This window comes from Methanobrevibacter arboriphilus JCM 13429 = DSM 1125 (assembly GCF_002072215.1).
Lineage (GTDB): Archaea > Methanobacteriota > Methanobacteria > Methanobacteriales > Methanobacteriaceae > Methanobinarius > Methanobinarius arboriphilicus.
Map to the genome: position 1 here is coordinate 1 of NZ_JXMW01000032.1, position 16,488 is coordinate 16,488.

At 22.7% G+C, this 16,488-nt stretch carries 10 protein-coding genes; 4 read left to right on the forward strand and 6 right to left on the reverse strand.

What is annotated here, in order from left to right:
- Positions 1-522 precede the first annotated feature (522 nt).
- Entirely contained in the window at positions 523-1,131 is a 609-nt protein-coding gene (locus MBBAR_RS09850) for a TetR/AcrR family transcriptional regulator (RefSeq protein WP_080461170.1), read from the forward strand.
- Positions 1,132-1,140: 9 nt separating this feature from the next.
- Here the strand turns inward: MBBAR_RS09850 and MBBAR_RS10590 are convergent, their stop codons facing one another.
- Both MBBAR_RS10590 and MBBAR_RS09855 read right to left on the reverse strand, forming a co-directional pair.
- Positions 1,141-2,226 carry a DUF3320 domain-containing protein gene (locus tag MBBAR_RS10590; RefSeq protein WP_346218176.1) on the reverse strand — a complete coding sequence of 362 codons (1,086 nt, stop codon included), beginning with the start codon at positions 2,224-2,226 and terminating at the stop codon, positions 1,141-1,143.
- Between the two features lie 622 nt (positions 2,227-2,848).
- Positions 2,849-7,885, reverse strand: coding sequence for a DUF4011 domain-containing protein (locus tag MBBAR_RS09855; RefSeq protein WP_249025065.1), 5,037 nt, complete (start codon positions 7,883-7,885; stop codon positions 2,849-2,851).
- A gap of 845 nt (positions 7,886-8,730) precedes the next feature.
- Between MBBAR_RS09855 and MBBAR_RS09860 the strand changes: the two genes are divergently transcribed.
- Complete coding sequence (locus MBBAR_RS09860) at positions 8,731-9,810, forward strand: Coenzyme F420 hydrogenase/dehydrogenase, beta subunit C-terminal domain (RefSeq protein WP_394334527.1); 1,080 nt, start codon at positions 8,731-8,733, stop codon at positions 9,808-9,810.
- Between the two features lie 340 nt (positions 9,811-10,150).
- Here MBBAR_RS09860 and MBBAR_RS09865 read toward each other — a convergent pair whose 3' ends face one another.
- Positions 10,151-11,176, reverse strand: a complete 1,026-nt coding sequence (locus tag MBBAR_RS09865; RefSeq protein WP_080461172.1) for a M42 family metallopeptidase — start codon at positions 11,174-11,176, stop codon at positions 10,151-10,153.
- 263 nt (positions 11,177-11,439) lie between these two features.
- On the opposite strand from MBBAR_RS09865, the gene MBBAR_RS09870 reads away from it, so the two are divergent.
- Both MBBAR_RS09870 and MBBAR_RS09875 read left to right on the forward strand, forming a co-directional pair.
- Positions 11,440-12,186 (forward strand): 4-phosphopantoate--beta-alanine ligase, encoded by a 747-nt coding sequence (locus MBBAR_RS09870; protein WP_080461178.1) that lies wholly within the window; start codon positions 11,440-11,442, stop codon positions 12,184-12,186.
- Between the two features lie 244 nt (positions 12,187-12,430).
- Positions 12,431-12,973, forward strand: coding sequence for a nucleoside monophosphate kinase (locus MBBAR_RS09875; RefSeq protein WP_080461173.1), 543 nt, complete (start codon positions 12,431-12,433; stop codon positions 12,971-12,973).
- A 138-nt stretch (positions 12,974-13,111) separates the two neighbouring features.
- On the opposite strand, the gene MBBAR_RS09880 is transcribed toward MBBAR_RS09875, so the two are convergent.
- The 3 genes from MBBAR_RS09880 to MBBAR_RS09890 form a co-directional block, all read right to left on the reverse strand.
- Positions 13,112-14,575, reverse strand: a complete 1,464-nt coding sequence (locus MBBAR_RS09880; RefSeq protein ID WP_080461174.1) for a radical SAM protein — start codon at positions 14,573-14,575, stop codon at positions 13,112-13,114.
- A 169-nt stretch (positions 14,576-14,744) separates the two neighbouring features.
- Positions 14,745-15,503, reverse strand: coding sequence for a formate dehydrogenase accessory sulfurtransferase FdhD (gene fdhD / locus MBBAR_RS09885; protein WP_080461175.1), 759 nt, complete (start codon positions 15,501-15,503; stop codon positions 14,745-14,747).
- A gap of 340 nt (positions 15,504-15,843) precedes the next feature.
- Entirely contained in the window at positions 15,844-16,119 is a 276-nt protein-coding gene (locus tag MBBAR_RS09890) for a hypothetical protein (RefSeq protein WP_080461176.1), read from the reverse strand.
- Positions 16,120-16,488: the final 369 nt, after the last annotated feature.

A 16,488-nucleotide genomic window follows, 5' to 3' on the forward strand; every position in this document is an offset into this window, starting at 1 on the left:
TAATATTAATCCTGTTTATTTTAATATATACTATGTTTATTTTATTATATATTTTGTTTATTTTAATATTAATTCTATTTATTTTATTATGTATTGTATTTATTTTATTATAAATTATATTTATTATTTTATATCATTTACTTATTTTTTAGATATTCTTAGTTATATAGTAATAAAAATTTTTACTAGTATATATTTTTGGTTATATATTTAAGTTATACAATTTAGATCACATGTTTTAAGATATATGTTTCAGATTATATATTTTTTGTTTTTAGATTATATATTTTTTATTATTTTATTTTATATTATATTATATAATTTAAATTATTGAATTATATAAAACTTCATGCTTTAAAAAATCTATAAAATTCTATTGTTAAGTTAATTATAATAATATATTAATTAATAGCTTTGCATGATTATTTAGCCTAAAAAACATCAAAAAATATTAATATGATAATATACTATTTATATTATAGATAGTATTCACTTAATATACTTCTCTAATGGGGGTTTAATATGAAAAATAAAGATAAAATAGCACAAGCGGCTTTTTTATTATCATTAAAATATGGTTTTGACAATGTATCAATAAAACAAATACAAGAAGAAGCAAACGTAACCACTGGAGCAATTTATTATCATTTTAAGGATAAAAATGATATTTTAGATTATATTCTTAAAAAATATGTGTTTAATGAGGTTAAAAACTTTAAAAATGACTTATATTCAGAGAAAAGATCATTTTATGAAAAATTAGAGTTTATATTTTATTATTTTACAAAATATAACATTAAAAATAATCAAAATGCAATTGAAATACTTTATGAAAATAATATTGATTTTGGGCAGTATTATTTAATGCAATTAGGAATTTATCATCAACATCCTGAATTTAGAAAATTATATGATGATAGTAGCAAAGATATACTTAATTTATTCAATGAATTGATTAAAGAAGCTATAGAAAATAAAGAAATTAAGAAAAGCACTGATATAGAAGAGTTATCTATCTATATTTTCACTATATTTCGGGGAATTATAAGACTTTGGAGTATACTTATTGAATGTTCATTAGATAAACTTATTGAAACTAACATCAATATGATTAAAAAAACATTAGAATGAACTTTCTTTTTATTTATCTTTACTTATAACTTCAATTTCTCCATTATTGTTATTTATTATTTGTTTAGAAAACATATAATCTATAACTTCATTTATTTTATTAGATGTCTTTTTAGAAGTTGATTTAAATCCAAAATTCCTAGAAGCTCTTTTGATTAATTCTTTTTGATTAATTGGACTTATGAAATTCAATACAATTTTTATATTTTCTTCAATTTCATCCTTTGATATCAGATCAATATTTGGATTTACTCTTTTTCTAACTGTTGTTTTTGTCCAGTTACTTGGGAATAAGAAATCATCTATAATCAAAATTGCATTTTCTTTTTCAGCTAATGATATTGATTTACTAATATGTTTTTTAAACTTAGGACCTGCTCTTTTAAGATTACAACTCTCTTTTATTCTACTAGTAAATTCACTTATATGTATAGGTCCTTCAACAATAACAACACTATTAACAATATCTAAAAGTTTTTTATTTGTTGAATTATAGAATTCTTCAGCTTTATTGACAGGTATGTCTTTAGCTGTCTTGTAGTTAGCTATTAAATCATTAATATCATCTTTTTTAATAGTTTTTGTTGTATCTTTTTCCTTAAGCTGATTAATTTTTTGGGCTCTTTCTTTTTCAATTTTTATATAATCTTCATTTAAATCTTGAATAATGTTTTCTAAATTATCTTTTGAGTTTGAATAATTTGAATAGTTTTCAGAGCTTACATTATCATTAGATTTTAATCTTTTATTTAAATCTAAACTGTTTACATTATATTCAGCATGGTTCTCATAAGTATCATCATTAGCATCACTTTTATAATCCTCCTGATTGTAATGATGATTATCATTATACTCATCCACTGGAAGAGTCCTATCTATTACAAAAACTTTTTTTGGAGCTGTAGGATTTTCAATTTCTTTTAATGATTTATTTATATATTTAACTTCATTTTTTATTTCATTTATTGATTGAGAAACAGACCTCATCCTATCTCTAATGTTTTGAGATTCAAAGTTTCTTTCTTTGTTTCTATTATAATTGAAACTATTCCTTCTAAGAGGATTATCAATGTTAGATGCTCCTTCATATGTCATTATTCCATCAAAATCAAGGTCTTGAAATTCTTCATCTCTAGACTCAGACTCTTGATTATTATCACTATAAGGGGTATTATTTGAAGTGCTTTCTTCAATATACTTATTATTATCATAATTTTCCTTATGAATATTTTTATCATCTTTCTCAGATTCAGTGTTATTTTTAATGCTGTTATCTTCGAAATCATCTTCAAAACTATTTTTAATACTATTATTATTAAATTTATTTTCAGAATTGTTTTTAATAGTATTATCTTCAATATTTTTAATATTATTTATTTCATTATTGTTTTCAGTAGTATATTTAATGGAATCTATAGGGTTATTATTTTTAAAGTCTGTATTTTCACTAATGATAATATTTTCAGTAATCTGTTCTGTATTATCATATTCATTCTTATTTTTTGATTCATCAGAATATTCAGATATTTGACTTAAAGCTTTTTTTATCTCTTTTTCAAGTTCATCTTCAATGTATTCATTATCATTGCTTTTTTTGTCATCATATTCTCTATTATTATCTTCTATATCAATATTTTTTATATCATTATATTCAATATTAGTATTTTCTCTATTATTATTTTCTTTATCAGTATTTTCTTTATTAATATTTTCTTTATTACTGTTTTTCTTTATTAATATTTTCTTTATTACTATTTTTTTTATTATTGTTTTCTTTATCAGTATTTTCTTTATTAATATTTTCTTTATTGTTATATTTTGTATTAATTTCTTGTTTATTAGTAGAATCAATAATATCTATGTCATCATCTGTTTTATTCATTAAGTGAGATCTAAATTTAATTTTTGGTTTTATTAATTTTTCTTCTTCTTCACTTTTTTCTAAGGAATTAGTATTGATTTTATCATAATCAAGCTCTTTAGAATTAGCTTTATCCAGCTTAATCTTTTTATTTATTATATTCTCATTAATCGATTCATTTTTATTATTATTAATATTATTTCTACCTATGTCTACTATATTATCATTTATCTTATTATCATCCGTTTTATTAGTACTTATATCATCATTATCTATTTCATTACCACTTATTTTATTACTATTTACTTCATTAGTATTTAATTCATTATCACTTATTTCATTAGTATTTATTTCATTAGTATTTATTTTATTAGTATTTATTTTATCATCATTTATTTTATTTTTATTATTAATAATATTATTGTTATTATTTGTTTTATTATCCTCATTATCTAAATTATTGATATCAAAATCTTTATTTTTATTAGAATCAAAATTAGATTCATCATAAGTGTTTTCTATAATAATGCCCATATTTTCATCATTTAAATTAGAAGTTTTATTTATATCAATTTTATCTGTTTCACTGTTGTCAATAGAACTGATAATATTTTCAATATCAATAGAATTTTCAATATCTTCTTCATCATTATCATAATCTAAAATATCTTCATTAGAATTCTCTTCAGTATCATCATCCTCAATTGGGTTTACAATTTTTAGATTGTCATCTTCAGAAGGAATTTTTTTAATTTCCATTGATTCTAATTCATTAATAATAGATTTAGCTTTAATTTCTTCAATTGCTGATATTAATTTTTCACGAGCTAAATCTCTATTTCTATACCAATCAGTTGACCAAAGATGATATAAATTCCATCCTAATCCTGTTAATACTTGTTCTCTAAGACGGTCACGGTCTCTTGCAACTTTTGATGATGAGTAAATTTTACCATCACATTCAATTCCAACAATATATTTTCCAGGATTATGTTCATCAATAATAGCTAAATCAACCCTAAAACCCGCACATCCAACTTTTTTATCAACTTTATATCCATTTTTCTTTAAGAATGTATAAACTGCATCTTCAAAAGGCTCATCACCTTTAGATGTATTAATAACATTTCCATGAGATATATTTTCAGCATATTCTAGAAATTCTTTTAAAGCTTTTACACCAAAAGGAGGATTAGCAGTTAAATGCATATCATGAGCTTTAAAATTAGAAAAAACTACACATTTTTCTCTAGCACGAGTTATAAGGACATTGAGTCTTCTTTCTCCACCATCTTGATTTAATGGTCCAAAATTAAGAGACATTTTTCTGTTCTGATCAAATCCATAACCTACACTAATTAAAATAACATCTCTTTCATCACCTTGAATTGTTTCAAGATTTTTAACAAAGAAACGTTCTTTCATCTTATCTGAAAATAATGGTTCTAATTCTGGATGTAATTTTCTTTCAATTTCAAGTTCTTCTAATATAGCATTCATCTGTGCTACAGAAAATGTTCCAACACCTAAACTTTTCCTATCACCATATTTATTAAAATGTTTAAAAATTTCTTTAACAACTGCCCTTGCTTCAAGAAGGTTTGCAGAAGATTTACCTCTTTCATAAACAGTACTAGAGTCATGTTTAAACTTTAATCCTAATTCTTTAGTATTATGGGAAGGTGATGGATATACTAATAATTCATTATCATAAAACTCCTTGTTTGAAACTGCAATTAAAGACTCATGACGACTTCGATAATGCCATTTTAGCATTTTAACAGGAAAAGAAAGTTTACATAGGTGGAGTATACTTTCCATATCAAGAGCAGTAGCTACTTCTTCAATATCATCTATTCCAGTCATCTGTTCAAAAAAAGATGTAGGAGGCAATTGTTGAGTATCACCCATAACAACTGCTGTTTTAGCTCTCATAAAAGCACCAAGAGCATCTTCTGGTTTTACTTGGCTTGCTTCATCAAAAATAACAACATCAAATTGTAATTTAGGATTTGTAGGATCTAAATATTGAGCAATTGATAATGGACTCATCATAAAGCATGGTTTTATTTGTTTTATAATTCCTCCAGATTTTTCAAGAAGAGTTCTTACAGGAAGATGACCTCTTTTTCTTGTAAATTCACCTGCTAGTGTTTTAGCTTCAGGATTTTCTGCAGCTCCAAAAACTTTTGGAACTTTTTTATTTAATTTTTGGAATATTCTTCGTCTATTAATCTCAATTATTTTAGAATCTAATTCTTTAAACTCTGAAATTTTGTTTTGATGTAATTCACCTATGAAAGTAGCTAATGATTGATTTTCTGCAAATACAATGTTTAATAAACTATCTGCAAAATTTCCAAGAACAAGAGGTTTTACATCATCTTTTTTAATGTTTCTTTTTTCAACAGTATTTACAAATAGTTTAGCTGGTGTAGATAAACAAGAATTTTTTGTATTTAGATATTGTGACCAGAGATGTAAACTTGAAATTTGTCCTCTCCATGAATTTAATTGTTGTTCCCATTTAATAAATGGTACATCTTTTGTTTCTTTTTTAAATATTAATTTACTTCTTGGATTTAATTTATTCTCTAAATCAGAAAGATTTTTAATAAATTTATCTCCTAAATCAAGATAATTTTTTATTTCACTTTTTGAATCAACATCAAACATAGAATTTGAAAGTAAATTTATAGTATTTTCATTATATATTCCTTCTTTTAATAAATGAATGAATTTTCTCATGAAAATTGTAGCATCTTTTAAATCAACTATAGAAGCATTTAAATGCCACAATTCTCCAAAATATTCGATTCCAACATTAGTTATATTATTTATTTCTTTTTTAAATTCTATATGTTCTTTAAGAGTTTTTAGATCATTTAGGGCTGTTTTATCATTAGGAACTTCTCTTTTATATAGATATTTTAGCTCTTCCTTATGATTTTTTCCTCCAAAAAGCTTAAATCTTTTATTTGTTTCTTTTTCAAGATTTATTATTATTTTATCTAAGTTTTCACTAAATACATTATCATTAAACTTCTTCATAACTTTTGAAGTCATTTGATAATTTTCTAATTTTTGTATTAATTCGCTTGCTTTGTTTGGGTTGTCTATCCAACATTTATTTGTAAGTATCTTACTGTCGATTAAACTAATACTTTTATTATCTAATAATTTTATTGATTCTAAAGATTTTTCATATTCTCTTAGTGTTTTAGCTGTCTTAATTCCAAAATTTTCATATAAATTTTCAGATTCAAAAGAAAAATTATTTAATGAATCTAAAGTATCATTAATAAGCATTTCAATTTCTCTTAAATCAGAGGGAAGTAAACTTTTAGGACTACACTTACTCCAAGGATTATTTTTAGATATAGTACCATGAAGTTCAGCTAGATTTTCAAGATCTATAATCATATCATCTAAATCTTTAAGAGTATAATTTTCTGGTGATTTAAACCTTACTAATGGTAAAATTGTACTTATTTTTGATTCATTTACATCTGATCCTTTACCTTTTTTAGAGAAATGATCTTCAGCATACTCTTTCATTCCATATAAATCAAATGGAGACATTTGAACATTGTATACTGGTTGATGAATGATTTCTGCATATTCATCTAGTTGATGACGTAATTTTTCTAATTTCCTAAGTATTTGGTTTATGTTAATATCATCAATAGCTCTAACATTCAATGCTTTTTGTAGCTCTTTTAATAGCTTTTTTCTCTTAGTTTTATGACTATGTAACTCAAGAACAAATTTACCAAGACCAACATTATCAAGTCGATTTTTAACAACTTCTAATGCAGCCATTTTTTCACTTACAAATAGGACACTTTTTCCTGATGCTAAAAGCTCAGCTATAACATTAACAATAGTTTGCGATTTACCAGTTCCAGGCGGTCCTTCAACAACAAGATTTCTCCCAGCTTTAACATCTTCTATTACAGCTATTTGAGATGAATCAGCATCAAGTACTTGATACATATCTTTATAAAGTAATTCTTTATCAACATCTTCTTCATTAAATGATTGATCATGATTATTTTTTTTTGGATTAAATATAGATTCAATGAGCTCATGTTTTGTTAAATCTACATTTTCTTCCCAGCTTTCAGGGTTTAAATCATTGTACATTACAAATTTTGTAAAAGAAAAAAATCCTAGAGATATATGTTTTGTAACTTTCCAATTTTTCATTTTAGTTACAGCATTTTTAATATCTCTTAAATAATGTTCAACACCTTCAATATAAGAAGTTATTTTAAATTCTGGAAGTTCAATTCCTTCTTCTGCTAATTTAGCTTGCAGTGAAATGTTTGATTGTATATCTTCTTCATTCCAATATATAGAAAATGATTTACCCACTTTTTTTCTTTCAATTGATACAGGTATTAATATTAATGGAGCTGCATGTACCTCATTAGGCTTTATAGTATCTCTCCATTCTAAAAAACCAATAGCTAAATACAAAATATTATATCCTTGTTCTTGAAACATTGTATTAGCTTGCTGATTAATATAAAAAAGCCTTTTTTGAAGTTCCTTTGGAGTGAGATCAGCTTTTAAAGATTTATCTCCTTCAGAAAAAATACTTAAATCAATAGGTGGATGTTCCCAAAGTGCAGAAAACCTTGATTTTTTTTGGTTATTTTCACCATCTTTTGAACTTGATTTTCGTTCCTTTTTGTTTGGAACAAACTGCATTTTCTTTTTTTGTAAAATAAGTGTCTGATAAACAGACATAGGTGATTGATTAACTACTTCAATAGTTTTAGACCTAGGTTTATAGTTTAACAATTGATTTCTTAGAGTTAAATCAAGTAAATTATTCCTAAGGTTTTCAAACTCCTTTTTTATATTATTAGAAGATTTTTTTCCCATTTATATCACTAATATTAAAAATTAGGTTTTTAGCAGTCAATTATAAATACAATATATATTTATTCTTATAATTGTTAATAAAGTTTTCCAATATCTTTAAATTTAGCTCTAAAATTAGTTTAATTTATAAAATGGATTAAATTATTGATTATGATTTAAATATTAAATATAAAATATTAAATAATATAAATTAATGAATAGTTAGATTTAATTAATGTTTATTAATTAATACTTATTAATTAATAGTTATTTAATTAACAAATTCTTTAATCAATGATTTTAATTAATAACTTATATAATTAATAATTTTAATAAGTTATTTAATTAATAAATTCTATTTAATTAAGAGATTTGGCTATTTTACAGTATTTTGAAAAATGTTCAAATTTGAATATTATAAAAGGAAATATTTAAATTATATTAGAACTAATATAATTAATGTATAATATTGTTCATTTAATTCAATGAAATATATTAATAATATTAATATTTAATAACATTATATTTTAATAATATATTTTAATATTTATCAATATATTTAATACAAATATATTTTAATAGTTATATTTTAATGGTAATATTAGTATAATATTATATTTTTTATTTAATTATCTTTTTATTAATAAATATTTTATTATGTAATTTACTTTAATTAAATAAGGATGCAAATTAAATATTATAAATATTATAGTATTTATATATAATTATTATATACTTAAGTTAGTATATACTCAATATAATAATTTAAATTATTTATGAATTATTATATATTTAAATATTTAAAATTAGCATATATTTGCTTAAGATATTATTAGGGTTCTTTTTTTTATGGAGGAGAAGGTGATATGATGGATAATAATGTAAAAACTGCTATGGTTGGAACTCCTTGTCAAATATTAGCTGCTACTAAAATTAATGAGTATTCAGATAAAACTGGAGGATCATCTATTGATGTCAAAATAGGATTATTTTGTATGGAAAACTTTTCATATACTTATTTAAAAGAATTTTTAATAGATAAAAAAATTGATATTAATGATGTTAAAGGTTTTAGAATTGAAGAAAATAAATTTAAGGTAATTTTAAACAATAATGATGTGTTTATGGTTCCTTTATCTGAAACTGATTCTTTTAAAAGAAAAAATTGTGATATCTGTCTTGATTATACTTCCGATATATCTGATATTTCTATAGGTTCTCTTGGATCTCCTAAAGGATGGTCTACTGTGATTATTAGGACTGAAAAAGGAAAAGAAATAGTTAAAAATGCAGAAAAAGAGAATTATTTTGAAACTAAAGAAATATCAGAAAAAGGAAAACAATTACTTGAAAGAATTGCTAATCAAAAAATACAGAAAAATCTTGAAAATATAAATTTGAGAGAAGAAGTTTCAAGGCCTGTTATTTATAGGCGAAAAATTAGTGATGATGAAATTGAAGAAATATCTTCAGAATGTCAATTTGAGAATTTAGAGTCTGATGTTATATCTGAAGGTGCATGTGTACTCTGTGGAGCTTGCGAATATGTTTGTCCAATAGATATAGTTAAAATTGATGATCGAAAACCTCAAAAATTTGGTGAATGTAAAGAAGACTGCCATGCTTGTTATTATGCTTGTCCTAGAACATTCCTTAGTAAAAACATTTTAGGATATGATTTCGAGGAAAAACCTTTAGGAGATTATTTGGATATTGTTTCTGTAAGATCTAGTAAGATTAAAGGTCAAGATGGGGGAGCTGTAACTTCAATATTAATGTATTTACTTGAAAAAGGATTAGTTGATAATGTATCTATTGTAGGTGAAGATGAAGATATTTCATGGAAACCAGTTTCAAGATTAACTAATGATGTTGAAGAAGTTAAAAAAGCAGCTGGAACTAAATATAGTACTGTTCCTATAGGATTTAAAGCTTTAGAAAAATAAGAAGTAATAAAAGTTTGAAAATATCTTTTTTTCTTTACTTTTTTAAAATAATTTCAATTTATAACATTAAAAATGATGTTGAAACATAAGTGAAACTAAACTATATTGAAACATAATAATATAACAGTTAAAATAAAAATTCTATAATAATAGATAGAGTAATAATTAATATTATTAAAATTAAAAAATGAATTCTGCTTTTTAATTATTATATTTATTTAAATTTTTAATACTATCTGTTACTATTATATAATATAGTATAATAAAAATTAGTTATATATTAATAAAATAATTATATTAATAAAAAAAGCTCATAAATGAATTTAAAGTATTAAATTCATTATAAACTATCAATCGCTTTAACAAGTAAATTGATTGTATTTTCAACATCTTCCATACTTGCGATGCTTACAGTCGTATGTATATATCTTGTTGGGACTGAAACTACTCCTGTTGGGATTCCATCTCTAGTTAAATGAATAGCAGATGCATCAGTAGTTCCACCTTCACTTACCTCAAGTTGATATTTAATATCAGCTTCTTTGGATGAAGATATTAACAAGTTTTTAATTTTTTCAGGAGTTATAATACCTCTTCCACTTGCATCAGCTAATATTATTGCAGGACCCTCCCCAATCTTTGCTGGAGAATTATCTTCTTTAATTCCTGGATGATCTCCTGCTATAGTAACATCTAAAGCAAAAGCCATATCAGGGTCTATTTTAAATGATGATGTTTTAGCACCTTTTAAACCAACTTCCTCTTGAACAGTTCCAACACCGAATACCGTTGCTTTAGTATTAACTCTTTTGATTGTTTCAATCATTATATAGCAACCAATACGATTATCAAGAGCTTTACCCATGATTAAATTATTGGGAAATTCTTCAAATTCAGATTTAAAACTTATAGGATCTCCAACACTCACTAATTCTTCAGCTTCTTCTTTTGAAAATGCACCAATATCTATAAACATTGAATCATATTCAATAATTTTTTTCCTCTCAGCAGCTTTCATTACATGAGGTGGCTTTGATCCAATAACACCAGTGATATCTCCATTTTTACTATGAATTGTCACAGTCTGATTTAATAACATTTGATCATTAATTCCTCCAATTTTTGTAAAGCGAAGAAATCCTTTTTTATCAATATGACGAATCATTAACCCTATTTCATCCATATGTGAAGCTAACATTACTTTTAGTCCTTTCTTTTCACCTTTTTTAATAGCTATAACATTACCCATTAAGTCTTCTTCAAGTTCATCAACATGATTTTCAAGCTCTTCTTTAATAATTTCAACGATTTTTCCTTCAAAACCAGAAATTCCTGGAGTTATTGATAATTTTTCCATTAAATTCATTTTTTCACCTAAAAAATAATAAATATTAATAATAAATGTTAATAATTCTCAAATAAATTAAATTTGATTATATAAACTTATATAAATTATTACATAAATAATTTATTAAAAAAATAAATAAAATATATAAATTAAAATAAAAATTAAAATACAAATTAAAGTATAAATTAATATCAACAGTTTTAATACTTTGTATAAAAATAATGCTTAAAATATTTATATACAATAACTTTATAAACTTTGTAATATTATCTAAATTATATATGATACCTAAAAGTCATCCTAGATATGAATCACTTATTCAAAGAGAAAAAATAAAAGATGCTTATAAAGAAGGATATTTAGCTGATTCTGGAATGATTGCTCATGGTAGAGGTGAAGCATTTGATTATCTTATTGGAGAAAAAACAACCCTATCATCTGAAAAAGCAATTAAAGCAAGTGTAGCAACCCTTCTTTTAGCAAAAAATCCAGTTATATCAGTAAATGGTAATAGTACTGCATTAGCTGCAAAAGAAATAGTAAATTTAGCTAATGAAACAAATTCTAAAATCGAGATTAATTTATTTTATAGAACTGAAGAACGTGTTCATATAATTTCAAATATATATCGAAATTTAGGGTATGAAAATATATTGGGTGATGATAGTGAAAACTTAAAATATATTAATAACATTGATTCTCCTAGAGCTACAGCTTCTGAAGAAGGAATTTACTCTGCAGATCTTGTTTTAGTTTCTCTGGAAGATGGTGATAGGGCTGAAGTTCTTGTTAATAATGGTAAAAAAGTTATAGCTATTGATTTAAATCCTTTATCAAGAACTGCTAAAGCAGTTGATATTACTATTGTTGATAATATTGTAAGAGCTATTCCTTTAATGATTAAATATGCAAAACAATTAAAATCTAAAGATAAAAGTTATTTAAAAAAAATAGTAAATGATTTTTCCAATGCAGAAAACTTAAAAGAATCTTTAGATCTTATTGAAATAGCTAAAATTGAAGAATAATAGCTAAAATTAATAATAAAACTAAAAAATAAATAATTATTATAAAGATAATATAATTAATATATAATAACAGATTTAATAAGATAATTTAAATCAAATTAATATAAATAAATTAAATAAGTTAGTTAAATAAATTAAATAACATAGTTAAATAAAATAATTAAATAGCTAATAATAAATAATATTTAATATAAACATGTGTATAAAATATAATGATTCTAAAATAATATTTTAAGTGAATTCTATGAAAGTTGTGGGTATTTCGGGATTACCAGGTTCTGGGAAAAGTTTAGTCTCTAAAATTGCAAAAGAAAAGAATATTATTGTAATTAATATGGGAGATTTAGTTAGAAAAGAAGCTAAAAAGAGAAATGCTGATGTTGGGGAAACTTCAATAAAATTAAGAGAAGAATTTGGAGAATATGTTTTAGCTAAACTAACTATTGAGAAAATTAAAAAAGAGTCAGAAACTGCTAATTCAAAAAATATCTTTATTATAGAAGGTATTCGAAGCCAACATGAAGTCAGAATGTTTAGAAAAAGTTTTAAGAATTTTTTCCTTTTATCAGTATTTGCTTCTCCAAAAACAAGGTTTAATAGACTTAAAAGTAGGAATCGTAATGATGATTCTGTTGAATATGAAGGTTTCTTAAAAAGAGATCAGAGAGAGCTAGATTTTGGTATAGGGAATGTTGTAGCTACATCTGATTGTATTATTATAAATGAATCTGATTTAGAAACTTATAAAAATCAAATCAATGGATTTTTCAATAAAATTTTAAATTAGTTTCTAAATTAGTTTTTAAATTTGTTTTTAAATTAACCTTTAAATAGCTTTTAAATTACTCTTTAAATTTATTTTAATTTAATACTTAATTTAGTTCTTAATTTAATTTATAATTTAACTCATAACTTAAATATTAATTTAGGTCTTAATTATATTGTTTAAACCTAAACTTTTTGCATAATCGATTACTTCTTTAACATCTTTAGTTTGCACTGCTTTTGATAGATCTTGATATTCATTAGCTTTATAAAACGGTTTATATTTATCTACTACATCTAATACTACATTAACACCTAAATTTTCAACGATCCAATCCATTAATGGTATTGAACAGCATTCTACATGGTTAGGTAAAACTAAGTGTCTAATAATAATATTTCCAGAATTTAAAGCTATTTTATGATTATTGCCAACAATTTCCATATAATCAGAAACACCAGAAAGCCTTGAAGCACATTTATTGTTACCAAATTTAAAATCAGTAAGATAAAGATCAACAAACCCATCTAATAAGCGCATTGTTTCTGTAGATAGATACATATTACTATTATAAATAATAGGAATATTTTCTTTAGTTAATTTTATAGTTTCTAAGATAAAATTAAGATTAGGAGTTGGTTCTCCACCAACAAAGTTTACATTACTTGAACCTGCTAATCTATTATTATCTATTTTAAAAGCTAACTCTTTTTTATTTATAAATATTCCATTTTTTGGATTTATACTAATTTCATGATTTTGACAAAAAGCACACCTTAATGTACAACCTGAAAAGAATATTTTATAACTAGGGATTAAAGGACTCTCTTCATTTAATCCTGCTATGCATAATGATGACTTTTTACAATAATTATTATCATTTTCAAGAATATTTGAATTATTATTATCATTATTATTAAGATCTTTTTTAGAATCAACATTACAATTACTATTAAAATTATTATTGTAATTATTATTAGAATTATCATTAGAATTATTATTATAATTAGTAATTGAATCAGAATTAAAAATAATGTTTAAATCAGTATTAGGATTAGTATTACAAATAATATTAGAATCAATAGTAGAATTACTATTAGAATTATTATTAATATTAAAATTGCTATTAAAATTACTATTAGTATTAGAATTATTATTAATATTAAAATTGCTATTAGTATTAAAATTGTTATTAATATTAGATTTAATATTAGATTTAATATTAGAATTAATATTAGAATTAATATTAGAATCAGTGTTAAATATTAGAGGTAATGTTTCATTTTGATTGAACAATTCAGAAGCTATTATTGGATTTTTTACACCACAAAAACCTGTTTTATTGTTTCTATCAACTTTACATTTTCTTGGACAGAAAATACATTCTTTAAATATTTTATTTGCAATCTTAATCTTTAAATCAAGAAAAGAAAAATCCGGTATACTATCATTTAGACATTTATATTTTCCATTGTCTAAGTCATTTTGTATTTTTTGATGTTCTTTCCAAAGAAGATTTATTTCATTATAATTTTTTGATGGTATTAACTTTGCTCTATTTGATAATGATAATTTCTTATTTAAATTTACCATAAAATAATCATTAAGAAGTTTTTCAATCAATTTTACACCTTTATGCTAATAATTAAAATATTATATTATTAAAGTATTATCATCAAAATATTATTATTAAAATCTTATTATCAAAATGTTATCATCAAAATATTATTATTAAAATATAATTATTAAGATATATTATCAAAATTTTATTTTATTAGACATTATTTTATTGTTAAACTATTATACGTTCTGGATGTGTATAAACATTAAACTTGTCTCCTCTTATAAATCCTACCATAGTTATATTAGCTTCATCAGCTACAGTATATCCAGATAATGTTGGAGCTGCATTTGAAGCAATTATCGGAATTCCTACACGAGCTATTTTTATCAATACATCAGCTGGCATCCTACCACTATAAATAATATAAGAATTTTTAAAATCAAGTTTTTTTAAAGCAGCAGCACCAATAACCTTATCAACAGCTACATGCCTACTAATGTCTTCTCTACTGATAAATTCATTTTTTTCTTTATTTATAAAACTAGCTATATGAGTACCACCAGTATTTTTCCAAGTTATAGCCTTTTCTCTAATTTTTTCAGTATTTTCTAATAAATCATTAGGATCAATTACAAAATCAGATTCAACTTTGTCTATAAAATCTATTTTGCTTCTCCAACCTCCAAAACAATCAGAACCAACTATCAATTCTTTCTTTATATCAAAATCTTCTAAATCAATAGTAGCACTTATATTATTCCCCTCTATATCTATAGTTTCAACATTTTCAATACTACTTATTAATCCTTCTCCTAACATATATCCAACTGTAAATTCTTTTAAAGAATCAGGACTGATTGAAAAACTTCTAGTCAAAGAGTCATTTATAACTAAAGTTATTGTTTCATCAGAGACAATCTCATCTTCTTTTTCTATGAAATTATCGTTTTTATAAACGAATGTATTGATTTTACTTGTCATTGACATTTTTCAATCTCCTAAAATATATTTCATTATATCTTATATATCATTATATATCATAATACATATATCTCATAATATATCTTAAGAATATATGTAATAATAATTATATTATGATATCTATTTATTAAATATAGTATATTTAAATACGGTATTAATTAGACCTAATAATAGTTAGATATAATATTTAAATAATTTAATATAAACAATTAATATAAATAATTTTTTTCATAAAACCAATAATATAATAAAATATAAATAATTTTTAAAATAAATTTTTAAAATAAGTTTTTTTAAATAAATTTTTTAAATAAAGTTTAAATTACTAAAAAGTTAGTTTCTTAGATTATTCAATGTGTAAATAGTTTTTTTCCATTATCATTTCTTTTTTGATTTCTTCTATTTTTTTTATAGTTTTCTCTTCTGCTACTTCAAGAACTTCTTTAAAAGAGATATTTTTATTAAATCCAAGTTTAACTCTTAAATAGTAAAATCCTCCTGCAGAATTCTTTTCTAAGTGTTTTAAAACATCATTTGTATAATTTAAAAGTCCAATGAATTTATATTTATCTTTATAAGTTTTATTATCAATTTTAACCTCATAAACAGCAATCATTTCCATATTAATCACTACTCTGCTTTTTCATATATAATGCAATTTAACTACACAATTTAATATTAAGAATATATTAATGATTTTAAATATTAAATAGCTACTAATGATAACACTAACAATGCAAATTAATATAGTGTAAATTAATATAATGTAAATTAATATTATTACAATTATTAATAATAATATTAATAATAGTAAATAATACTAACCTCAATATTAGTAATAGAAATAATACTAAGATTAATAATACTAAGTATAATATTAACATTAATAATACAAATTATAATACTAAAATTAATAATAGTAATAATAAAATTAACATTAATGATATGAGTAATAAAAATAATATGAATAGTAATAATAAAATAATTCAAA

What these genes read in the sequence shown, in the direction of transcription:
- MBBAR_RS09875 (WP_080461173.1), top strand. Translation starts at nt 12,431, where the DNA reads ATGAAAGTTGTGGGTATTTCGGGATTACCAGGTTCTGGGAAAAGTTTA.
- MBBAR_RS09865 (WP_080461172.1), bottom strand. Translation starts at nt 11,176, where the DNA reads ATGAATTTAATGGAAAAATTATCAATAACTCCAGGAATTTCTGGTTTT.
- MBBAR_RS09850 (WP_080461170.1), top strand. Translation starts at nt 523, where the DNA reads ATGAAAAATAAAGATAAAATAGCACAAGCGGCTTTTTTATTATCATTA.
- fdhD (WP_080461175.1), bottom strand. Translation starts at nt 15,503, where the DNA reads ATGTCAATGACAAGTAAAATCAATACATTCGTTTATAAAAACGATAAT.
- MBBAR_RS09890 (WP_080461176.1), bottom strand. Translation starts at nt 16,119, where the DNA reads ATGGAAATGATTGCTGTTTATGAGGTTAAAATTGATAATAAAACTTAT.
- MBBAR_RS10590 (WP_346218176.1), bottom strand. Translation starts at nt 2,226, where the DNA reads ATGACATATGAAGGAGCATCTAACATTGATAATCCTCTTAGAAGGAAT.
- MBBAR_RS09855 (WP_249025065.1), bottom strand. Translation starts at nt 7,885, where the DNA reads ATGGGAAAAAAATCTTCTAATAATATAAAAAAGGAGTTTGAAAACCTT.
- MBBAR_RS09860 (WP_394334527.1), top strand. Translation starts at nt 8,731, where the DNA reads ATGATGGATAATAATGTAAAAACTGCTATGGTTGGAACTCCTTGTCAA.
- MBBAR_RS09870 (WP_080461178.1), top strand. Translation starts at nt 11,440, where the DNA reads ATGATACCTAAAAGTCATCCTAGATATGAATCACTTATTCAAAGAGAA.